The organism is Halovenus rubra (genome assembly GCF_026586665.1).
Taxonomy (GTDB): Archaea; Halobacteriota; Halobacteria; order Halobacteriales; family Haloarculaceae; genus Halovenus; species Halovenus rubra.
The window spans coordinates 122268-139672 of the sequence record NZ_JAODIY010000013.1; the positions used below are offsets into that span (position 1 = coordinate 122268).

General features: G+C 55.7%; 15 protein-coding genes. 5 read left to right on the top strand and 10 right to left on the bottom strand.

Features of this window, described 5'->3' with window-relative positions; genetic code table 11:
- Positions 1-78 precede the first annotated feature (78 nt).
- A complete protein-coding gene (gene hisS, locus N5098_RS12945; protein WP_267638297.1) occupies positions 79-1389 on the top strand; it encodes a histidine--tRNA ligase in 1311 nt (436 codons plus the stop codon).
- An 11-nt stretch (positions 1390-1400) separates the two neighbouring features.
- On the opposite strand, the gene N5098_RS12950 is transcribed toward hisS, so the two are convergent.
- Positions 1401-2858, bottom strand: a complete 1458-nt coding sequence (locus tag N5098_RS12950; protein WP_267638298.1) for a methyl-accepting chemotaxis protein — start codon at positions 2856-2858, stop codon at positions 1401-1403.
- 177 nt (positions 2859-3035) lie between these two features.
- Here N5098_RS12950 and N5098_RS12955 point away from each other — a divergent pair, with 177 nt between their 5' ends.
- Complete coding sequence (locus tag N5098_RS12955) at positions 3036-3938, top strand: glycosyltransferase family 2 protein (RefSeq protein ID WP_267638299.1); 903 nt, start codon at positions 3036-3038, stop codon at positions 3936-3938.
- A 4-nt stretch (positions 3939-3942) separates the two neighbouring features.
- Here the strand turns inward: N5098_RS12955 and N5098_RS12960 are convergent, their stop codons facing one another.
- Positions 3943-4749 carry an amidohydrolase family protein gene (locus N5098_RS12960; protein ID WP_267638300.1) on the bottom strand — a complete coding sequence of 269 codons (807 nt, stop codon included), beginning with the start codon at positions 4747-4749 and terminating at the stop codon, positions 3943-3945.
- A gap of 155 nt (positions 4750-4904) precedes the next feature.
- On the opposite strand from N5098_RS12960, the gene thsA reads away from it, so the two are divergent.
- Together thsA and N5098_RS12970 are read left to right on the top strand one after the other, a co-directional pair.
- Complete coding sequence (gene thsA, locus N5098_RS12965; RefSeq protein ID WP_267638509.1) at positions 4905-6464, top strand: thermosome subunit alpha; 1560 nt, start codon at positions 4905-4907, stop codon at positions 6462-6464.
- 185 nt (positions 6465-6649) lie between these two features.
- Positions 6650-7291 (top strand): uracil-DNA glycosylase family protein, encoded by a 642-nt coding sequence (locus tag N5098_RS12970; protein ID WP_267638301.1) that lies wholly within the window; start codon positions 6650-6652, stop codon positions 7289-7291.
- 16 nt (positions 7292-7307) lie between these two features.
- Here the strand turns inward: N5098_RS12970 and trmY are convergent, their stop codons facing one another.
- The 3 genes from trmY to N5098_RS12985 form a co-directional block, all read right to left on the bottom strand.
- Positions 7308-7898 (bottom strand): tRNA (pseudouridine(54)-N(1))-methyltransferase TrmY, encoded by a 591-nt coding sequence (gene trmY / locus N5098_RS12975; RefSeq protein ID WP_267638302.1) that lies wholly within the window; start codon positions 7896-7898, stop codon positions 7308-7310.
- Between the two features lie 356 nt (positions 7899-8254).
- Positions 8255-10675 carry a DUF2309 domain-containing protein gene (locus tag N5098_RS12980; protein WP_267638303.1) on the bottom strand — a complete coding sequence of 807 codons (2421 nt, stop codon included), beginning with the start codon at positions 10673-10675 and terminating at the stop codon, positions 8255-8257.
- A complete protein-coding gene (locus N5098_RS12985) occupies positions 10665-12152 on the bottom strand; it encodes a proton-conducting transporter transmembrane domain-containing protein (RefSeq protein ID WP_267638304.1) in 1488 nt (495 codons plus the stop codon). Before N5098_RS12985 ends, N5098_RS12980 begins: the two co-directional genes overlap by 11 nt.
- Before the next feature lie 256 nt (positions 12153-12408).
- On the opposite strand from N5098_RS12985, the gene N5098_RS12990 reads away from it, so the two are divergent.
- Positions 12409-13425: an amidohydrolase family protein gene (locus N5098_RS12990; RefSeq protein WP_267638305.1), complete on the top strand. Its 1017-nt coding sequence runs from the start codon at positions 12409-12411 to the stop codon at positions 13423-13425.
- Here the strand turns inward: N5098_RS12990 and N5098_RS12995 are convergent.
- From N5098_RS12995 to N5098_RS13015, 5 genes are all read right to left on the bottom strand, one after another.
- A complete protein-coding gene (locus N5098_RS12995; protein WP_267638306.1) occupies positions 13422-13895 on the bottom strand; it encodes an Lrp/AsnC family transcriptional regulator in 474 nt (157 codons plus the stop codon). The two genes, N5098_RS12990 and N5098_RS12995, sit on opposite strands and share 4 nt — an antisense overlap.
- Positions 13896-13989: 94 nt before the next feature.
- Positions 13990-14838, bottom strand: a complete 849-nt coding sequence (locus N5098_RS13000; protein WP_267638307.1) for a sugar phosphate isomerase/epimerase family protein — start codon at positions 14836-14838, stop codon at positions 13990-13992.
- A 47-nt stretch (positions 14839-14885) separates the two neighbouring features.
- Positions 14886-15791 carry a UbiA family prenyltransferase gene (locus N5098_RS13005; RefSeq protein ID WP_267638308.1) on the bottom strand — a complete coding sequence of 302 codons (906 nt, stop codon included), beginning with the start codon at positions 15789-15791 and terminating at the stop codon, positions 14886-14888.
- The gene (locus tag N5098_RS13010) at positions 15788-16621 is read right to left on the bottom strand and encodes a sugar phosphate isomerase/epimerase family protein (protein ID WP_267638309.1); all 834 of its coding nucleotides are present in this window, start codon (positions 16619-16621) and stop codon (positions 15788-15790) included. The genes N5098_RS13005 and N5098_RS13010 overlap by 4 nt, the downstream gene beginning before the upstream one ends.
- A 3-nt stretch (positions 16622-16624) precedes the next feature.
- Positions 16625-17404 carry a TatD family hydrolase gene (locus N5098_RS13015; RefSeq protein WP_368408022.1) on the bottom strand — a complete coding sequence of 260 codons (780 nt, stop codon included), beginning with the start codon at positions 17402-17404 and terminating at the stop codon, positions 16625-16627.
- Position 17405 lies beyond the last annotated feature (1 nt).

Sequence of the window (17405 nt, forward strand, 5' to 3'; positions counted from 1 at the left end):
GGGTGTGGGATTTAGGCAACGAGATAACCCACACTCTGAGACGGTGGTTTCAAGCGCGCGGTCCCCAAACTGCGGAGTATGTACGACGGAATCAAGGGGTTTTCAGATATATACCCCGAAGAAATGACAGCTTATCGTGAGGTCATTAATACAATAGAAGACACCGCCCGAGGGTACGGCTTCCGAGAGATTGAAACACCTGCGATGGAGCCAGCAGAGATGTATATCGACAAAAGCGGCGAGGAAATTGTCGAGGAACTCTACGCGTTCGAGGATAAAGGGGGACGACACGTCTCGCTCACGCCGGAGTTGACGCCAACAGTCGCGCGGATGGTCGCCGCTCGCGGCCAAGAGTTGACCAAGCCAATCAAATGGTTCTCGACGCGCGCCTTCTGGCGGTATGAAGAGCCTCAACAAGGTCGCTTCCGTGAGTTCAACCAGACCAACGTCGACATCTTTGGCTCGTCGGACCCCGCTGCTGACGCAGAGATTCTCGCATTCGGGGCGAACATTCTGACCGGCCTCGGACTCACTGGTGAAGACTTCGAGTTTCGTGTCTCTCACCGAGATATCCTCATAGAATTGCTGCAGGCCTTCGATGGTGACGTTAACGTGCGTGAGGCAATACGGGCAGTCGATAAGTCCGAGAAAGTCGAATATGACGAGTATATTCGTCTACTCGTCGACGCCGGACTGAGCGAAGAGCAGGCCGAAACGTTCGTCGACCTGCTGTCGGCTGGCAACGACGACCTAAACGAGCTTGTCGCGTTTACCGAACGTGTCGAACCTGCTGTCGAGAACCTCCAAGCGGTGCTCGCTGCAGCCGAGGACTTTGGCGTACGTGAGTACTGTGAAGTGTCCCTTGAGACTGCTCGCGGTCTGGACTACTACACCGGTGTTGTCTTCGAGTGTTTCGACGCCGAAGGCGAGATATCACGAGCAATCTTCGGTGGCGGCCGATACGACAATCTCATCGAATCCTACGGCGGACCGGCGATGCCGGCTGTCGGTGTTGCGCCGGGTGTGATGAACTCGACACTCCCTCTGTTGCTCCAACGTGCGGGCGTCTGGCCCGCCGAAGAACTCGCTACTGACTACTACGTTTTGCAGGTTGGGGAGACGCGTTCGGTTGCCGCCCGTATCGCACGCCAACTTCGTGAGCGGGGCCATGTCGTCGAAGCTGACGTGTCCGGGCGCAGTTTCGGTGCACAACTCGACTACGCCGACGCTATCAACGCCGAGACGGTTGTCATCGTCGGCGAACAAGACCTCGAAAACGACGAGGTGACACTCAAGGAGATGGACAGTGGCGACCAGTATCAGGTCTCGATCGATGCATTCCCCGGTGATTACGCACGGCCCACTATTGACGACTTCCAGTCTAGCTAACAGACCAGTCTCTATCTGGAACTCGTTAGCTCCGAGACAGTGTGATTGATGTCTGATACCATTTCGGCCTGATTATCAGTACTGTCGACAATATCGTCGACTGACCCAGAAACGGTGTCGGCCTTTTTTACAGTCTGGTCGACCATATTTGCTATTTTTTCAGTGCTGGCAGCCTGGTCGTCAGTGGCGTCGGCGACTTGTGTAATGCCGTCTGCGGTCTCCGAGACTGCACTGACAATGTCATCGAATCGAGCCATTGCATCTTGTACCTGCTTGACGCCGTGGTCGACACGTTCGGTGGTCTCCTCCAAGTTGGAGACGGTCTGGTCTGTTTCAGAGCGGATGTTTGCTACCATCTCCTCGATATCGTTTGCGTGTTCTTGGGACTCCTCTGCAAGGGATTTGACCTCATCAGCGACAACAGCGAACCCTTCACCGGCTTCACCGGCACGAGCGGCCTCAATAGAGGCATTCAGCGCCAGCATATTCGTTTGCTCGGCAATACTGTTGATAACCTCGACAACCTCGTCAATTTCTGCCACGCGCTGTTTGAGTGTGTCAACATCACTAGCAACATTGTGTGCCGACTCGCCGACTGTTTCGATGGTTTCGACCGCGTCTTGGGCTGACTCGCTGCCAGCGGTGGCAAGCTCTTCGGCACGTGTACTTGTTTGTTCGACCTCTTGGGCTGTTGAAGCAATTTCCTCGACAGTCGCGCTTAGATTGCTGACTTCTGCCGATATTTGCTCGATATCGTTGACCTGTTCGGCAGTTAGGGCATTTATTTCCTGTGCGAAGTCAGCGACCTCATCGGCTGTATGGTCGAGCTCGGCAACGTCAAGTCGGACCTCTTCAATGAGTGCTTCGACTTGTGTACCCATCGTCTCGACGCCTTCAATAATACGCAAAAGTTTGTCGTCAAGCAGAGTGTCCTCAGTATCGAAGTCAACCTCTGCATCGAGGTTCCCTTGCTGGAACTCCGCCATCGTGTCGATGACTGCGTCGAACAGCTGTTCCAGTTCTTGCTGGTGGCGAGCGGAGTCCGAAATGTCCTGTATGATTTCTATAACACCAGCTAATTCGTTGTTCTCGAAGATAGGTGCAGCGATAAACCAGATATCGCGGCCCTGGAACGTTGAATTATCCTCGTAGACGTTCGTCGAGTCAGCACTGAGTAGTGCATACTCTTCATCAGCAATACCGACTCCAGCATTGTGTTCATGAGCAGTATAGGGCGCTTCGATAACACGCTCGGCAAGCGTTTTTCGCGCCTCGTCCTCGTAGAGCATAGAACCCAGCTCCTCATTATCCAGTTCCCTGAAATCAACCCCGAGCAGTTCGATTGTCTGCGTATCTTGTGCGATAACTTTCCCGTCTGTGTCAAGAATAAACGACGGAAGATCAATCATGTTCAGAACTGATTCGACGCCAAACCCGTCCGTTGTGGTCTGTGTTACTGCCTCGCTCATCAGGCTACGTGTTCTCACACCTTGGATTAAAAACTCCCCGTCTATTATCAATATTAAAAATGGAAGAGGGCGCGAGTGTTTTCGAACGGCTCGTTTGGGGACCGATAATACCAGCTCACCGGAGAAACTCGTTCCAAGCCCGCGGTAATTAAATACCCCACTGCATTACAGAGTGGTATGGAGGTCTCGGTAGTAGTCCCGACACTCAACGCCCGTGATCAGCTTGCGGGCTGTCTGGATTCACTCACCGAGCACGCGCCCGATGCCGAGCGTATCGTGGTCAACGGTCCGTCTTCAGATGGGACAACAGGTATGATTCAGGACCGAGACGACGTAGACGTGCTTGTGGAACTTGCGGACCGGCAAGTTACCGTGGCGCGAAACGCAGGAATCGATTATGCGACGGGAGACTGCATCGCATTTGTCGACCAAGCAGCGACTGTAACACCCACGTGGAGAGAAGCAATTGAGGACGGTCTTTCAACAGCCGATGCTGTCACTGGGCCAACAACTGCACAGGCAAACGGTGAGGCTGAGATGAGAGAGCCAGAGTCACGAACTATTGCAGGCCGAGAAGTCACGTATTTTAACCCCGGAAACGTCGCGTTCATGCGTGCTGTCCTCGATGAGTTTGACGGCTTCGATGAGTATCTCGAAACCGGTGGGTCACGTGATATGGCACACCGGATCGCTGGCCAGTCATACCGTGTTGATTGGGACGACAGAATGCGTCTCAAACGAGAAATTGGGACCGACGGCGGGGAGCGGACAACCAATTGGAGCTCAAAATATCGGTCGCTTGCCTACCGTCTCGTGAAAAACTACAATCTCCGTCCGACTGTCGTTCGTCGATTGTTGGCGCATGCGGCCACTGATTGTTATACCGAACTGCGGGCAATTGGAAACGGCGACACGCGACCATCAGAGTGGCTCCGGACAGGCAAAAACGTCCTGACGAATATTGGGGGCGGTCTGAAAGCGGGACTTGGTGCACGCCGGCGCGACCGGAGCGCGCGGCGAAATCCGAGCGGTCGGTCGACGCGTGGTGACCGGGTAGTGACTATCTACGACTGGCGCTGAGTGCCTAAGGCGCGAGTGGTTCGATAACTCGTGACGTATTTTTCCAGAAGACCTTCCGCATTGCATCCTCTGGAACGTCGAGTGTCAGGATTTCCATGACTGCGACGTTCGGGTGGGAAGCGGGCGCACCGCTGCCAAAGAAAACTCTATCAGGGTGCTCCATAACTGCTCGTTCGAGTGGGTCGCGGTACCTGACGAAGCTCGTATCGACGTAACAAGACTCGTACCGATCTAACAGGTCGATAGTCTGGTTTGTCAGTTCCTCATCTAGTGGATATCCACCGCTGTGTGCAATAATGAGCGGGAAGTCGTAGGTCAAAAGCGTCTCTGCGATGGTTTCTGGGGGAAAACCACGACCTCCGTAGGTGATGACGGGCCGGTCGACTGCTTCGAGAGCTTCGAGCACTGCCGCATCTGGAAGGCCGTCCGCGACGGGGTTGAGCGCAAACCCCTCGAAACGTTCTTCGTATGCGTACTGTTTAATCTCTTCAGGTGAGGTGTGATCGTCGCCGCGGGACCGCGCAACATTCCGGAGGCGAGAACCAGTTCCCGTCCCTGGTTCTCGGACGCCGTTGATGCGTGCAAACGCGATGAACGGCCGGTCAACAGCGACACGCGCCACAGCGTTGTTTGCCCGGAGATAGTTCCCCTCACGCGTATCCGGGATTACAAGTGACTCGACGATGCCCGCCTGATGCATCTCACGCTCGATTTGCTCCGGATCACCTATACCCCGAGGTCGCTTGCTTTCGTTTGGTTCCAACTCGACATGAACGTCAACAATCCGAAACCCATGCTCCAACTCCAGCATCTATCGGTCGTAACGGCTGGGGGTACTTAATTCTCGCCGCCTGCAGCACCGTGCCATCAGATACCGTACCCTCATCGAGTGATAAGATTTATGTAGAACTGCAAACGACCTTTTAACCGAGGTAATACACAATGTCACAGTCTGGACAGCGACGCATGGGCGGACAGCCGATGTTTATTCTGAGCGAAGATACGGAGCGAACCCGCGGCGACGACGCACAGTCGTCGAATATTGCAGCGGGGAAGGCAGTAAGCGAATCTGTACGAACCACACTGGGTCCACGCGGGATGGACAAAATGCTCGTTTCCGATGATGGTGACGTCGTTATTACGAACGACGGTGCCACTATCCTCGACGAAATGGATATCGAGCAACCCGCAGCCCAGATGCTCGTTGAAGTCGCCGAGACACAAGAAGAAGAAGTTGGCGACGGAACGACGACGGCTTCCATTCTTTCGGGCGAACTTCTCAAGCAGGCAGAGACGCTGCTCGAGGACGACGTTCATCCTACAACAATCGTCGAAGGGTATCACGAGGCAGCCGCGCTCGCACAGGAAGCAATCGAAAACGAAATTATCGATGACGACCTTGACGAGGACCAGCTTGTCAAGGTTGCCGAGTCGAGCATGACCGGCAAGGGAACCGGCGGCGTCACCGCCGAGGACCTTGCCCAGACTGTCGTCGACACTATTGATTACGTCCAGACCGAGGGCGGTATCGACCGCGACAACGTGACGATTCACAGTCAGGTCGGCTCCGCATCGAGCGCGACCGAGCTTGTCGAGGGCGTTATCGTCGACGAAGAGCGCTCCAGTCAAGCGATGCCACACTCCGTTGAGGATGCCGATATCGCAGTTATCGACGACGACCTCGAAATTCAGGAGAGCAACATCGACGCGGAGTATCAAGTCTCTAACGTCGACCAGCTCAACGACGCTATCGAGGCCGAATCCGACCAGCTTCGTTCCTACGCCGAGGAAATCGTCGCGACTGGCGCTGACGTTGTCTTCGTCACCGGCGATGTTGATGACCAAGTTGTTGCGTACCTCGCCGACGAGAATGTTCTCACGTTCGACGACATCAGCTCCAGCGATGTTTCCTCCGTTTCGGCCGCAACCGGCGCAGCACGCGTTGGCTCCGTCGACACTCTCGAAACTGAGGACTTCGGCCACGCCGAAACCGTCAGCGTCGAGAAATTCGGCGACGACGAGTTGGCATTCATCGAGGGCGGCGCTGCCGCAGAGGCCGTGACGGTCTTTGCTCGCGGTGGCACCGACCACGTTGTCGACGAACTTGAACGCGCGCTGTCGGACTCACTCGATGTCGTCATCGCTGCGCTCGAAGAGGGTGGCGTCGTCTACGGTGCCGGCGCAACCGAGATTGCAGTCGCAAACTATGTCCGTGAAGGTGCCGCTGGCATTGAAGGTCGCCAGCAACTCGCCGCCGAGGCATTCGCCGACGCACTTGACGTGCTCCCACGCACGCTCGCCGAGAACACCGGAATGGACCCAATCGACGCACTTGTCGACCTCCGTAGTGAACACGAGGCAGACAACTTCTCTGGCATTATCGCCGCTGACGAAACCGGCGTCATCGCCGACCCCGCCGAGTACGGCATTCTCGACCCCGCCGCCGTCAAACGCGAGGCCGTCCAGAGTGCGACCGAAGCCGCGACGATGATTGTTCGCATCGACGACGTCATCGCCTCGGAGTAACGACTCGCCGACGCTCTGTACCCAATTTCTTTTGAGCGGTACCCAGTGCGAGCAGAGAGTATCGAAATCTCAAACAGTGGTCTGTTACTGTGGCGTGCCAGTATCGTGAGGATGGGCCAACCAGCGATGATTGCAGCCTCGCTTCGCAATCTTATTGTCAGCCCCTTTCGAACACCTGACTGTTCGTGGAGTACGTTGCTGATACCGAGCGAAATCCGTTTGGACTTTCACCACCCTGTGACCAGGCAGTGCCCGGATACGGGGACGTGAACGCCGATTTTCACGTTATCGGCGACCATCCCGGCGTTCACGGAGGAACCGAGACTGGCGTCCCTTTCACCGGTACCCCGTGGTCCGAAGAGTTCTTCGAGGCGCTGGTGCGTGCTGACCTGCTTCAGAGCGCTGATACAGCGTCGGGACAGTTGGCTTGTTATCGGACCTTCCTCTCGTACCTACACATGTGTGACCCCGGGCCAGAGGGGCCAACGTCAGACTCCTACAGTCGGATGGAGCCGTTTTTTGATGCCGAGCTCCGAGCAATCACTGCCCACGTTCTGTTGCCAGTCGGGTCGCGGGCAACTGCACACGTACTAGAATCGTATACGGCAAACGTTCCAGAGGACCAACCGGAGATGGACGCACTCCACGCCAGCGAACAGCGTGGCTCAGGTTGGCTCGTCATTCCAATCAAAGACCCGGCAAACTGGAACGATGCTGACGCCGACCGGCTTGTCGACCGTTTCGAGAGACTCGATGATGCCGACTACCACCAGATTACCGACCTTGGCCGGTTTATTCCGGGCAGTGACCCGTACCTTGTCAGGTAACTTCCTGCACTGTCGCTCACTCGACAAAGCCACTCGTATCGAGCCAGTTGTGTGCCACCGTAATCGCGTGGTCGGCGTGAAGTGGCTCCGGCCCCAGCGAAATCGAGTTGTCGCTCACATCAGTCAGTGTGTCCACGTACTGGGGCTGTAGCTCCTGATGATTCGAGAGGACGAAGACAGGGTCATCCGGCGGTTCCGCCGTAGTGGCCGGCTGGCCGTTCTCGTGTAGACGGCAGACTGTTCGCCCCTCAGCCGCCTTCTCAAGAACGGCCTTGAAGCCGAGCCGCGAGATAGAGACTCCCGGTGATGTTTCGACCGCCATGTGTCCAATAGCTTCCTCGCGCTCAGCGAGGGCAGTTTGTATCAACGCCGCCGTCGAGCGTTCATCGGGGTTAAGCTGTCGGAGTTTGCTCCCCTCAAACTCGACGGTGAACTCGTCGGCGAGTACAAGATGGGTTCGGACATCCTCGCGGATACCGTGTGAGAGCAGGAACGACGCCGTGACGCAGCGTGCAAGTAGGTCCATCCGACCTGCTCCGGTCAACGCGTCAAGCGAGAATTCCTCTGTCGTCGGTGCGTCCTGCCCGACAATGATAAACTGGCGCATATCCTCTACTGGTTGAAACGGCCCTTTAGCTGTGTCGAAGTGTCACGCCCCGAGAAACGTATTACTCGAAGAAACCGAGAAGATCGCCTACGAGGCAAGTCTTGTCGCCGACGCGTTCGAAGCCCGCCCAACAGAGAGAAACCGCTCTCGCATAGCCACTATTTGGGGATGCTGTACCTCTCTTGTATGCCAACACCACGATATTTGTCTACCCAGCAGCGATGACCGCAGGTGTCCCATGTTCTTGAGCAACTCGACCGATTGTCCGTTTTGAGTCGGTCGTACCGGATGACCTGACACAGACAGCCACCCAACTCGTGGAGCTACCCGACGACGGCCACAGCGCAGGCGCTGTCTCAGTCAGAGCAAGCAGACGGCGTCGCTGTCGGGTCAGGGGTGGTAGTCTGTGTCTCCAGTTGCGTCCATTCGAGATCACTTTCGTAGTGGAATGCTCGGTGGTCTTGCTGTGGGTCGATGGCAGTGAGTGACAGCCAGTTGTTGTCCAGTAACTCCTGTAACTGCTGGTTTTCGGAAAGAATCTGGTTGATGAGTTTGACTGGTGCATGGATTACTGTCGAGAGACGCAACGGCTGGTGATACAGTTCGTTATCCGCACTCATGAGCGACTGAAGCGGAAGACCACTCATCAGGTCGCCGCCGTTGCCTTGATAGACGCCGATGTTGCCGACAGGATTGTGAGTTACTTTCGACCCACTCCCGTAGGTTGCGTTGTCGATTGTGGCAAAGTAGTACTGGGTGTTAATCCACTGTGTAACAACCATCGGACCAGTCAGAATCGCTTCAAGCGCGTCGCCCTCCGAATCGGTACGCCAGTCATAGGAGTGGAGGAACGAGCGACCATCGAGGTCTACGCCATCAGTCAGTTCACGCGGCCCAATAACGAACCCGGCGTTCCCTGCCAGCCCCCACTCCGGGCGTGTCTCCGCCCAATCTGCTGCCCGACGCTCGGTTTCGCGGACGCCCGACTCCGTTTTGGCACCCATGTCACCGGCACGTTCACTTGCGGCACCGGCCCGAGCAGTCCCAAGGTCTGTACGAAGTTGGTCGATATCTGTCTGGTGTGATTCTGGCACATCGCCGGTGTACAGTTCGACCTCGTCAGTGGTCGTGTTGTGTTCACCGGCGATAAAGACAGTGTCGTCGGGAATATCGAAGCCACGTTCCCGAAGTTGTGCCTTGACGGCGTCCTCGTTTGCGATAGTTGCAAGGACACGAGCGCTTGGCCCACCGGGATTACCGGCACAGGCACCGCAGTCAAGACTTGAATCGAACGGGTTGTTCGCAGTCTGACTTGCATGGCCAGCGAAGACGACAACGCGCGCGAACTGTTCCCAGCCCATGAGGTCGAAAGCTGTTGCCGCATAGTCGACTTTCTGTTCAAGCGTGAGTCCACTGGGAAGGTTGTGTGTAGCGTCCGGGTCGTGGTCAACAGACGGCTCACAGAACTCATCGTCATCAGGGACTGTCTCGTCTGTCCGGTCCAGCAGGTCATAGACGCGTCCGGGAAGAAGTGTCCGAGCGGCCAGCCCAGCCCCGTACCCAATGCCAGTGCTTTCGACGAAGCTGAACGCGGTAGCAGCGTTAGATTCAAGCCGACGGATTGTGGCTTTACCAGCCCCAAGCGCCGATTGCCAGCGGTCGTATTCGTCTTTGTTGCCTGCTTCCTGCTCCGTAGGCTGGTCAGCAATGTGATGTGTGGCGTCAAGAATCGGCGGACACGCATCCACTGTCACATCCGACCCGTACCCATCGTAGCGCATCGGGATACCGAAAAACCCGGCATACCCGTGTGTCTCGTAGTTGCCTGTGGCCTCGATATGCCGGCGAATTATCTCTGACCGCGTGTCGATACAGAAGACGAACTGTGCATCCGGGCGCTCGGTTTTGGACTGCTCAGCGAGCGCCTCAGAGCGGTTGGTGAGTGAGCCGACTAGCTCATTCCGATAGCTTGCCTCCCAGGCAGTTAGCCAGACCTCTGGAAGTGGCAAAGCACCATCCGGAGCTGCCCACGACTCATCATGTTCTGACGCGTTTGAAGGGACGACGGGGGCATCAAAACAGTGTACGAGCGTTAGCCGGGCTGCAAGATACCCGTGCAGCGTAATTGGATAGCTAGACTGCCACGCATCATTCTTGGAAGCACGTTGCTTGATAAATCCCGTCCAACCCGGAAGGGCTGTGAGGTGATACTCGAAGATATCGTTCCACCGGCCAAAAGCATACTCGTCAAGACAGTGCTGGATAGCTTCGATGGGTTTGTCGGGGATTTCCTTGACACCAGCTGGAATCTCACTATCGTGTGCTGCGACGGCCCGGAACGCCGCGTAAAAACCCTGCTCGCGGTTTGGCATCGACCACTTTGCCTGTCCCTGGTCGAGAAAGGCTGCAAGCCACTTCGTCAACACTGCGTCCACACGGTCCATCGTCGTCACAGATTCTGTCGGCCTGTCAGTTTCTGTGTCGGCCATACGGTCGAGTGCAGTTTCCGGGTCGATATTGTACCCGTGTGTGGTCAGTTCGTTTTGTAACACGTCCCTATCAATCCGTCCAGTCCCAACTGCGCGACGGAATACCTCAACACTCGGGTAGCCGTCACCACCGAGAAGCTGTTGGGCGTCTTCAACTGCCTCGTGAAACGGCTGGTCCTCAAAGCCCGCAAGCGGGTTGGCCGTCACAAACGAATGCAACGGCCAGACCGCGCCGACCGACTCTGCTGTGCTCTCGATACTTGCGTGGATTGAAGATTCAGTACTCATTGTACTCCTCCGTCGAAGTTAACAAGGCCTCTGTGGGGGGCTCGCTCGCGTTTATAAGGGTGACGTACAACCGATGACTCCGCTTGTAGACGCCGGTTTCAATTACCACATATGCGAGAACGAACGTGACAGTAACCAGCCCGTGAATGACCGTCAGCTCCGCAGGGGAGCCAACGGCGGGAAGCCCGGCTATCAGTTCAGTCACCGCACCGTAGGCTGCTGCGTACAGCACAATAGCCGGCAACGCAATGAGGGGGACGGCACCGTACCGGACAGGGGTTGGAAGGGAAGCGTGTCCAGCAATGTCGCGCGCAGCATGCAAGACGGTCAAAACAACAAGCAGTGTGAGCAAGATACCAGTGTCAAACTTTGTTCCTTTTCCGGTGAGGAGCGCAAACAACCCGCCACCGGCGAGGCCGGTGACACCAATCACAACAGCGTCGACTAGACCCATCGACACCGATTCTGTGGACTGTCCGGGACTCTCGTGAGCGACCTGTCCACCAGTAGAGAGGAACTGATAGGCCTTGTAAAAGCCATGCAAGATGAGATGTGTAAGGGCAGCGGCGAAAAAGCCCAAGCCAGCTTGCATAATCATAAATCCCATCTGTCCAACTGTTGAACAGCCAAGTTCGCCTTTCACGTCCGTCTGGACAGCCTTTAAGAGTTTACCAAAGAGCGCGCTCGCCGCCCCGACAAGCACGACAACAAGCATAAATGCGGGTTCGACGGTGACGACAGGTGCAAACCGCACCAGCAGGACACCACCAGCGTTGACGAAACCGGCGTGCATCAGTGCCGAGGCCGGTGTCGGTGCTGTCATCGACGAAAGGAGCCACGTGTGAAACGGGACAAGCGCCGATTGAATCATTGCTGCGAGTAACAACCCTCCTGTTGCGATCAGGACAGTCGGTGTGGAGGCGTTCGAAATTGCCGGCGAGATGCCTGAGACAGTCGTGGCACCCGTCTCTAACCATAGCGTTAGGAGTGCGACCCCCAGAAACGTGGTGCTTGCGAGAAAGGCCTTACGCGCAACGGAGGCTGCGGCCTGTGCTTGTTTCCAGCCGTCGGCGTGTCCGATGAGTTCGGCCATTATAAGCCCCATCACAAGCCAGACAGCCCCGAAGAGTACGAAGTTGTTTGTGGCAACTAGCATCATCACGACAAGCGTGAACGCGAACACCCGAACGAAAAACCGATTGATTGTCTCACTACCAGCCATGTACCGTTGGGAGTAGCTGTGGATGATTCCACTGAAAAACGTAACCGTCACCCACATCACAGTCGTCAACCCATCGACAGCAACCAACTCTGTCAGTGTCCAAGAAGTGTCCTGCCAAAGCTGCACGCCAGCTATGCCAATACACACAACCCACAACGTCCAGACAAGACCTGTCAAAACCGCCGGCAGTCGACCGCTTTCGTCGGTTGGGGTTGGCATTTGGCCAATCGTTTGCATTCCTGTATCTCCACTCATATGTCCGTCCGTCCCCGGCTAGCTAGAAGAGAAACCGGATGCTTTGGTTTCTCGAAGCCCCTGTAATGAGTCATCAGTACTATCTATTACGAACAGACTGCGTATTAAATCTATCTATATTACCAAACTGTTACCTATACCGATTTACAAGAACGTGTTACTAATTACCACGCAATTTCTTCGTCAACAACACGATTGGCAAGCACAGAATCTAAAAGATATAAAGACATTTCGTCGCAGGAACCCGGATATCAGTATGGAGCAACTAGAGGGAACCGTTCTGGTGGGTGACTCATTCGAGCCAATCAGCGGCCGGGTGGTGGTGGAGGACGGACACATCGACGCAATCGAGGAAACAGAGACGGACTCAGCAAACATAATTCTGCCTGCGTTCGTGAATGCGCACACACACCTTGGTGACTCGGTTGCCAAAGAAGCCGCAGTCGGGCTCTCGCTTGAGGAAGCGGTCGTACCGCCAAACAGCCTGAAACATCGAAAGCTAACCGGTGCAGACCGGACAGAACTCGTGACGGCGATGCGACAGACCCTGCGATTTATGCAACAGACCGGCACAGTCTCGACGCTTGATTTCCGCGAGTTTGGTGAGTCGGGTGCCAGTGCGCTTCGAGAAGCCGCCGAGCCGCTTGCTATCGAGCCATTCATTTTTGGTAGCGATGAACTCTCAGTACTCGATATCGCCGACGGCTACGGAGCCAGCGGCGCAAATGATGATACGTTTAGCGAGGAACGAGCCGCTTGCAAAGAACGTGGTGCTCCGTTCGCTATCCACGCTGGGGAGCCCGACGCGACAGATATTCATCCAGCTCTTGACTTGGAGCCAGACCTGCTCGTCCACATGGTACATGCCAAACAGGAGCATCTCGACAGGGTTTCCGACCAGTCAGTTCCGATTGCTGTCTGCCCACGAGCGAATGCCGTTCTCGACGTTGGCCGCCCCCCGATACCGGAGCTACTCGAACACACAACAGTCGCACTGGGGACAGATAACGTGATGTTGAACCAACCCTCTCTGTTTCGTGAGATGGCATATACCGCCAAAACGTTCGACGTGACAGCCCGAGAAGTGCTCCGGATGGCAACAACAGCCGGTGCTGAGATTGCTGGACTGGACTGTGGGACAATTGTTCCGGGCAAGCGGGCCGCACTCACTGTGCTTAACGGCGGTTCTGACAATCTGGCTGGGTCAGTCGACCCGGTGGAAGCAGTTGTCCGGCGAGCAACAGCACGCGATGTCGACCGCGTAGTGTTCTAAACGTCGTCTGTTGAGTTAAGTTCGCCAAACGGTGTCGTCTCGTGGCTTCTGACAAGGACTTCATCGGCGACAGTTAACTCCATTTCGAGCAGTTCCTGTGCAACTGGTGTGATATCGTCGTCGGATTCCCCGACTGCTGTTACGAGAAGGTTCTGCTCGCCGGTGACCAACTCTTGTACCGAGACGACACCGTCGATATCGAGGATTTCGTCGATTATCTCGCCACGTCTTGGGATTGATGCAGTACAAAAGAGGAGCATTCGAAGCGGATAGCCGGACTGTTGATAATTGACCTCAGCACTATACCCCTTGATTACACCGGCAGATTCGAGCCGTTGAATCCGCTTGCGGACTGTGCTGTCGGAGGTTCCGGTTCGTTCGGCGATATCACCGGAAGACATGTCTCTGGCATCCTCTTGGAGGGCGTAGAGGATTGCTCGGTCCACGTCATCAATGGAGGCCTCGCTCATACATATGTCTGGGCAACAGAGCTACTTTATTGTTGTACGTTGGTCAACAACTGGGGAAACGGTATGGCCTACAGCTCTCTCCGGTGTCACGTGATTATCGGGTCGAATTCAGGTAATCGAGAGCCTCCCGGGCCGCACGAGTTGGTTCACCGGGATACGTGTACAGCTCAAGTGTTGCGAATCCATCGTACCCAATCTGTTCGAGACTGTCGAATATGGCCTCGAAATCGAGATCTCCTTCCCCAGGGATTCGATGATAATGCTTGCCACGGCGTCCACCAACAATGTCTTCAAGATGAATTCCGGTGATATATCCGTCAGTTCGTGAAATCGTCTCCGGCAATGACTCACCGTAGACAGCAGCGTGCCCGAGGTCCAAATTGATGCCAAGCGAGTCGCGACCGATATCATCAATCAGGTCAAGGACCTCGCCGGTAGATTCGACGAGTAACTCTGGCTCAAACTCGATACCGATATCGATACCTTTCGGTTCGGCGTCGTCGAGGATTTTGTGGAGCGAATCAACAAGGATGTCACGGGCCTGTTCAGGCGGGTTTCCGGGGAGAGACTGGCCAGTCGTAACGCTTACTGCTGGAGCACCGACCTGTTTTGCGAGGTCAATAGCATCTTTTGTGTACTCGATTCGCCAACGGCGGTCATCCTCATTTGCGGTACAGAGACTCGGCTCGAAAAACGCAGATGGCGGAGCGTCGTCGTAGTACCCAGTTGCTGTGTTCGCGTTTATGTTCGAAACCTCAAGTCCCGTCTCTTCGAGATGGTCGACAACTGCTTTCCGGTCTTTGTGCCCAAACTCCGGGAAGAACGCATGCGGGTCGTCAGCGAGAATTTCAACACCGTCATACCCAACGTCTGCGATGCGCTCAACTGCCGCCGGGAGTGAAAATCGAGTGTATGCGTTCGTCGAAAAAGCGAGTTTAACCATATGTGAGCGTCTTCTTCCAGCGTAAAACAACTTCTTCTCCGTGCCCTTTAGGAGATATCGAACAACGTAGCGAGTCCGACCGCCGGGAGCAGGAAACAGAGAACGGCAAATCCCCACAAAGGAGTTACCGTAGCTGCGAATGCAGCGTCAAGAACAACCTGTGCAAGCACACAGGTTCCGATAGCTGAGCCGATAACGCTGGGTTGTAGAGTCACATACGCTCGGCGAAGCGCCCTGCCCGTCCAGAGCAAAAATCCAAACGCAAGCGTGAGTGAAAGTATGATTCCAGCGGTTGACGGCGGTTTTGCACCCACACGCCACACAACCGCGAGTGATGCAAGCACAACGGCCCCGCTTGCGATGCCAATGGCTTTGGGGTTACCGCCGCCGGTTTCACCCTCGGCCAGATACGTGACGGCGGCAATGTAAGTAAGTACAACCGCTGGGACGGCCAACGTTGCAGCCGGTTGGTCGACTACGGGGCCAGCCAGTGAGACGCCAAGAAGGACGTTTAAACCCCGTGCCCCGCCCATAAACAGAAAGCCAACTGCACCACCTTTGAACACACCGTCATAGAGCAGTATGCAGACAGCAAGTCCACCTGCGATACCTCCAGACCAGCGACCGCCGGCCACTGCTGAAATGGCAATACCACCGACTAACAACACGAGACCGAACGCGAACGCGCTGGGTTGTGAAATGTCACCAGCCGGAATCGGACGCCCAGGACGTTCTCGTGTATCTTCAGCAACGTCGAAATAATCATTCAGGGTCGTCCCCGCAGCGTAGAGGCATATCGAGCCAAAAGCAAGCACGGCCAGCACTCCGCCATCGATGTCAGTCCCAGCCCCCGCAACAAGTGCACCACCAAGCAAGACATCAGGCGGCGCAGTAAAGAGGTTCGGAGCTCGAACAAGCCTCGCGTACGAAGTAACCGTCCGGACGATTCTCATTCTGTCCAGCCGTGTTCAGAAAGGTATGCCATCGCCTGCTGGGCCGTCTGCTGGGCAGTCTCCTCGTAGGGGTATAGCTCGATAGTAACAAACCCATCATATCCGTCGGCTTCGACCGCTTCGAGAAAGGCTTGAATGTCCATCCCGCCATCACCGAGTTGTGTATGTTCGTGGTCCCTGTTTTGGGGGATGTCTTCAAGATGATAATGGGTGGTGTACGACGAGAGTTTTTCAACGAGTGCCGCCGGGTCCTCACCAACACAGAAGAAGTGACCCGCATCGAAGTTGCATTTTAGCCGTGGCGAGTCAAACCGGTCTGCAAGTTCGAGAAACTCGTTTGCTGTCTCTATCAGCAGATCGGGTTCGGGTTCGACCATCACGTCGACGCCAACCTCCTCAGCCGTTTCGAGAACGTCATCGAGTCCAGTCTCGAAGGTGTCGAGTGCCCACTCTCGTGACCGGCCGTCCGGAATCGGTCCACCTGGTTCGATAGAGATATGACTCATCTCAAGTGTATCCGCGACTTCCAGCGCACGAATCGTGTAGTCGATACGGCGCTGCCGGTAGGACTCATCTTCCTCGATAAACGATGGATGGTGGAAGTCCTCGATAGCAGTGAGCATAAACGCGTTCCCGTTACTGATTTCTAGGCCTGCGTCGTCGAGGGCATCGCGGACGCGTTCGATATCTGCTTCCGTTGTGTCTGGCGGATACAGGTGTGGAGAATCGAGCAGTATCTCGACGCCGTCGTACCCCACCTCGCCAAGAGCCGCTATTGCTGCTTCGAGGTCGTACTGCCGGAACGCGTTAGTTGAGAATCCAAAATCCATGGCTCACAGTTCGTACTCGAAGTTCGGAGACTGGCTGAAAAACTCTCGTGGGTTGTCGAAGACGACTTTGCGGACGGTGTCGCGGTCCCAGCCCCTATCGAGCATCTTGTCGCGAGCTTTTGGGACGGCAAGTGGGTCCGACGGGTCCCAGTCTGCTGCGCTGTTGAGCAACATCTTATCAGTGCCGTACTCTTCTAGCAGGTCGATAGTCGTCTCGTCGTCAATTTTGCCAGGATACAGTGTGAATCCGACCCAGCAGTCAGTCTGCAATGAAATATCGACTGTGTTCTCGGTGTTGTGGTCGATGACGATTCGTTCCTCGGTAACGTCTTCGTCCTGAATGAGTTCAACCAAGCGCTCTGTACCCTCTGGTTTGTTTGTGTGTGGCGTGTGAACGATTACTGGCAGTTCGCGCTCCTCGGCCATCTGCAACTGACGACGGAACGCTTTTTCTTCGGCTTCCGTGCCCTGGTCAAGACCGATTTCGCCGACGCCGACGACGTTATCGCGGTCGAGATACTCCGGGATACGGTCCATCACGCGTTCGGCCATCTCTGGGTAGTTCGCTTCTTTCGGTTCCAGCGCAATCGTCACGTAGTGGTCGATACCAGCAGCCCTCTCGGCACGCTTCGTTTCGAAGTCGATTATTTGTTCGAAATAGTCAAAGAACGACTCCGCGTGTTGTTTGTCTGTTCCACTCCAAAATGCGGGTTCGATACAGCACTCGATCCCCGACAGTCGTGCTCGGTCGTAGTCGCTTGTCGAGCGGGAGACCATGTGCATG

Excerpts from the sequence above, each read along its gene's own strand:
- N5098_RS13010 (WP_267638309.1), bottom strand. The coding sequence starts at position 16,621 with ATGGATTTTGGATTCTCAACTAACGCGTTCCGGCAGTACGACCTCGAA.
- N5098_RS12960 (WP_267638300.1), bottom strand. The coding sequence starts at position 4,749 with ATGCTGGAGTTGGAGCATGGGTTTCGGATTGTTGACGTTCATGTCGAG.
- N5098_RS13000 (WP_267638307.1), bottom strand. The coding sequence starts at position 14,838 with ATGGTTAAACTCGCTTTTTCGACGAACGCATACACTCGATTTTCACTC.
- N5098_RS12985 (WP_267638304.1), bottom strand. The coding sequence starts at position 12,152 with ATGAGTGGAGATACAGGAATGCAAACGATTGGCCAAATGCCAACCCCA.
- N5098_RS12980 (WP_267638303.1), bottom strand. The coding sequence starts at position 10,675 with ATGAGTACTGAATCTTCAATCCACGCAAGTATCGAGAGCACAGCAGAG.
- N5098_RS12955 (WP_267638299.1), top strand. The coding sequence starts at position 3,036 with ATGGAGGTCTCGGTAGTAGTCCCGACACTCAACGCCCGTGATCAGCTT.
- N5098_RS13005 (WP_267638308.1), bottom strand. The coding sequence starts at position 15,791 with ATGAGAATCGTCCGGACGGTTACTTCGTACGCGAGGCTTGTTCGAGCT.
- hisS (WP_267638297.1), top strand. The coding sequence starts at position 79 with ATGTACGACGGAATCAAGGGGTTTTCAGATATATACCCCGAAGAAATG.
- N5098_RS13015 (WP_368408022.1), bottom strand. The coding sequence starts at position 17,404 with ATGCACATGGTCTCCCGCTCGACAAGCGACTACGACCGAGCACGACTG.
- N5098_RS12995 (WP_267638306.1), bottom strand. The coding sequence starts at position 13,895 with ATGAGCGAGGCCTCCATTGATGACGTGGACCGAGCAATCCTCTACGCC.
- N5098_RS12990 (WP_267638305.1), top strand. The coding sequence starts at position 12,409 with ATGGAGCAACTAGAGGGAACCGTTCTGGTGGGTGACTCATTCGAGCCA.
- thsA (WP_267638509.1), top strand. The coding sequence starts at position 4,905 with ATGGGCGGACAGCCGATGTTTATTCTGAGCGAAGATACGGAGCGAACC.
- trmY (WP_267638302.1), bottom strand. The coding sequence starts at position 7,898 with ATGCGCCAGTTTATCATTGTCGGGCAGGACGCACCGACGACAGAGGAA.
- N5098_RS12950 (WP_267638298.1), bottom strand. The coding sequence starts at position 2,858 with ATGAGCGAGGCAGTAACACAGACCACAACGGACGGGTTTGGCGTCGAA.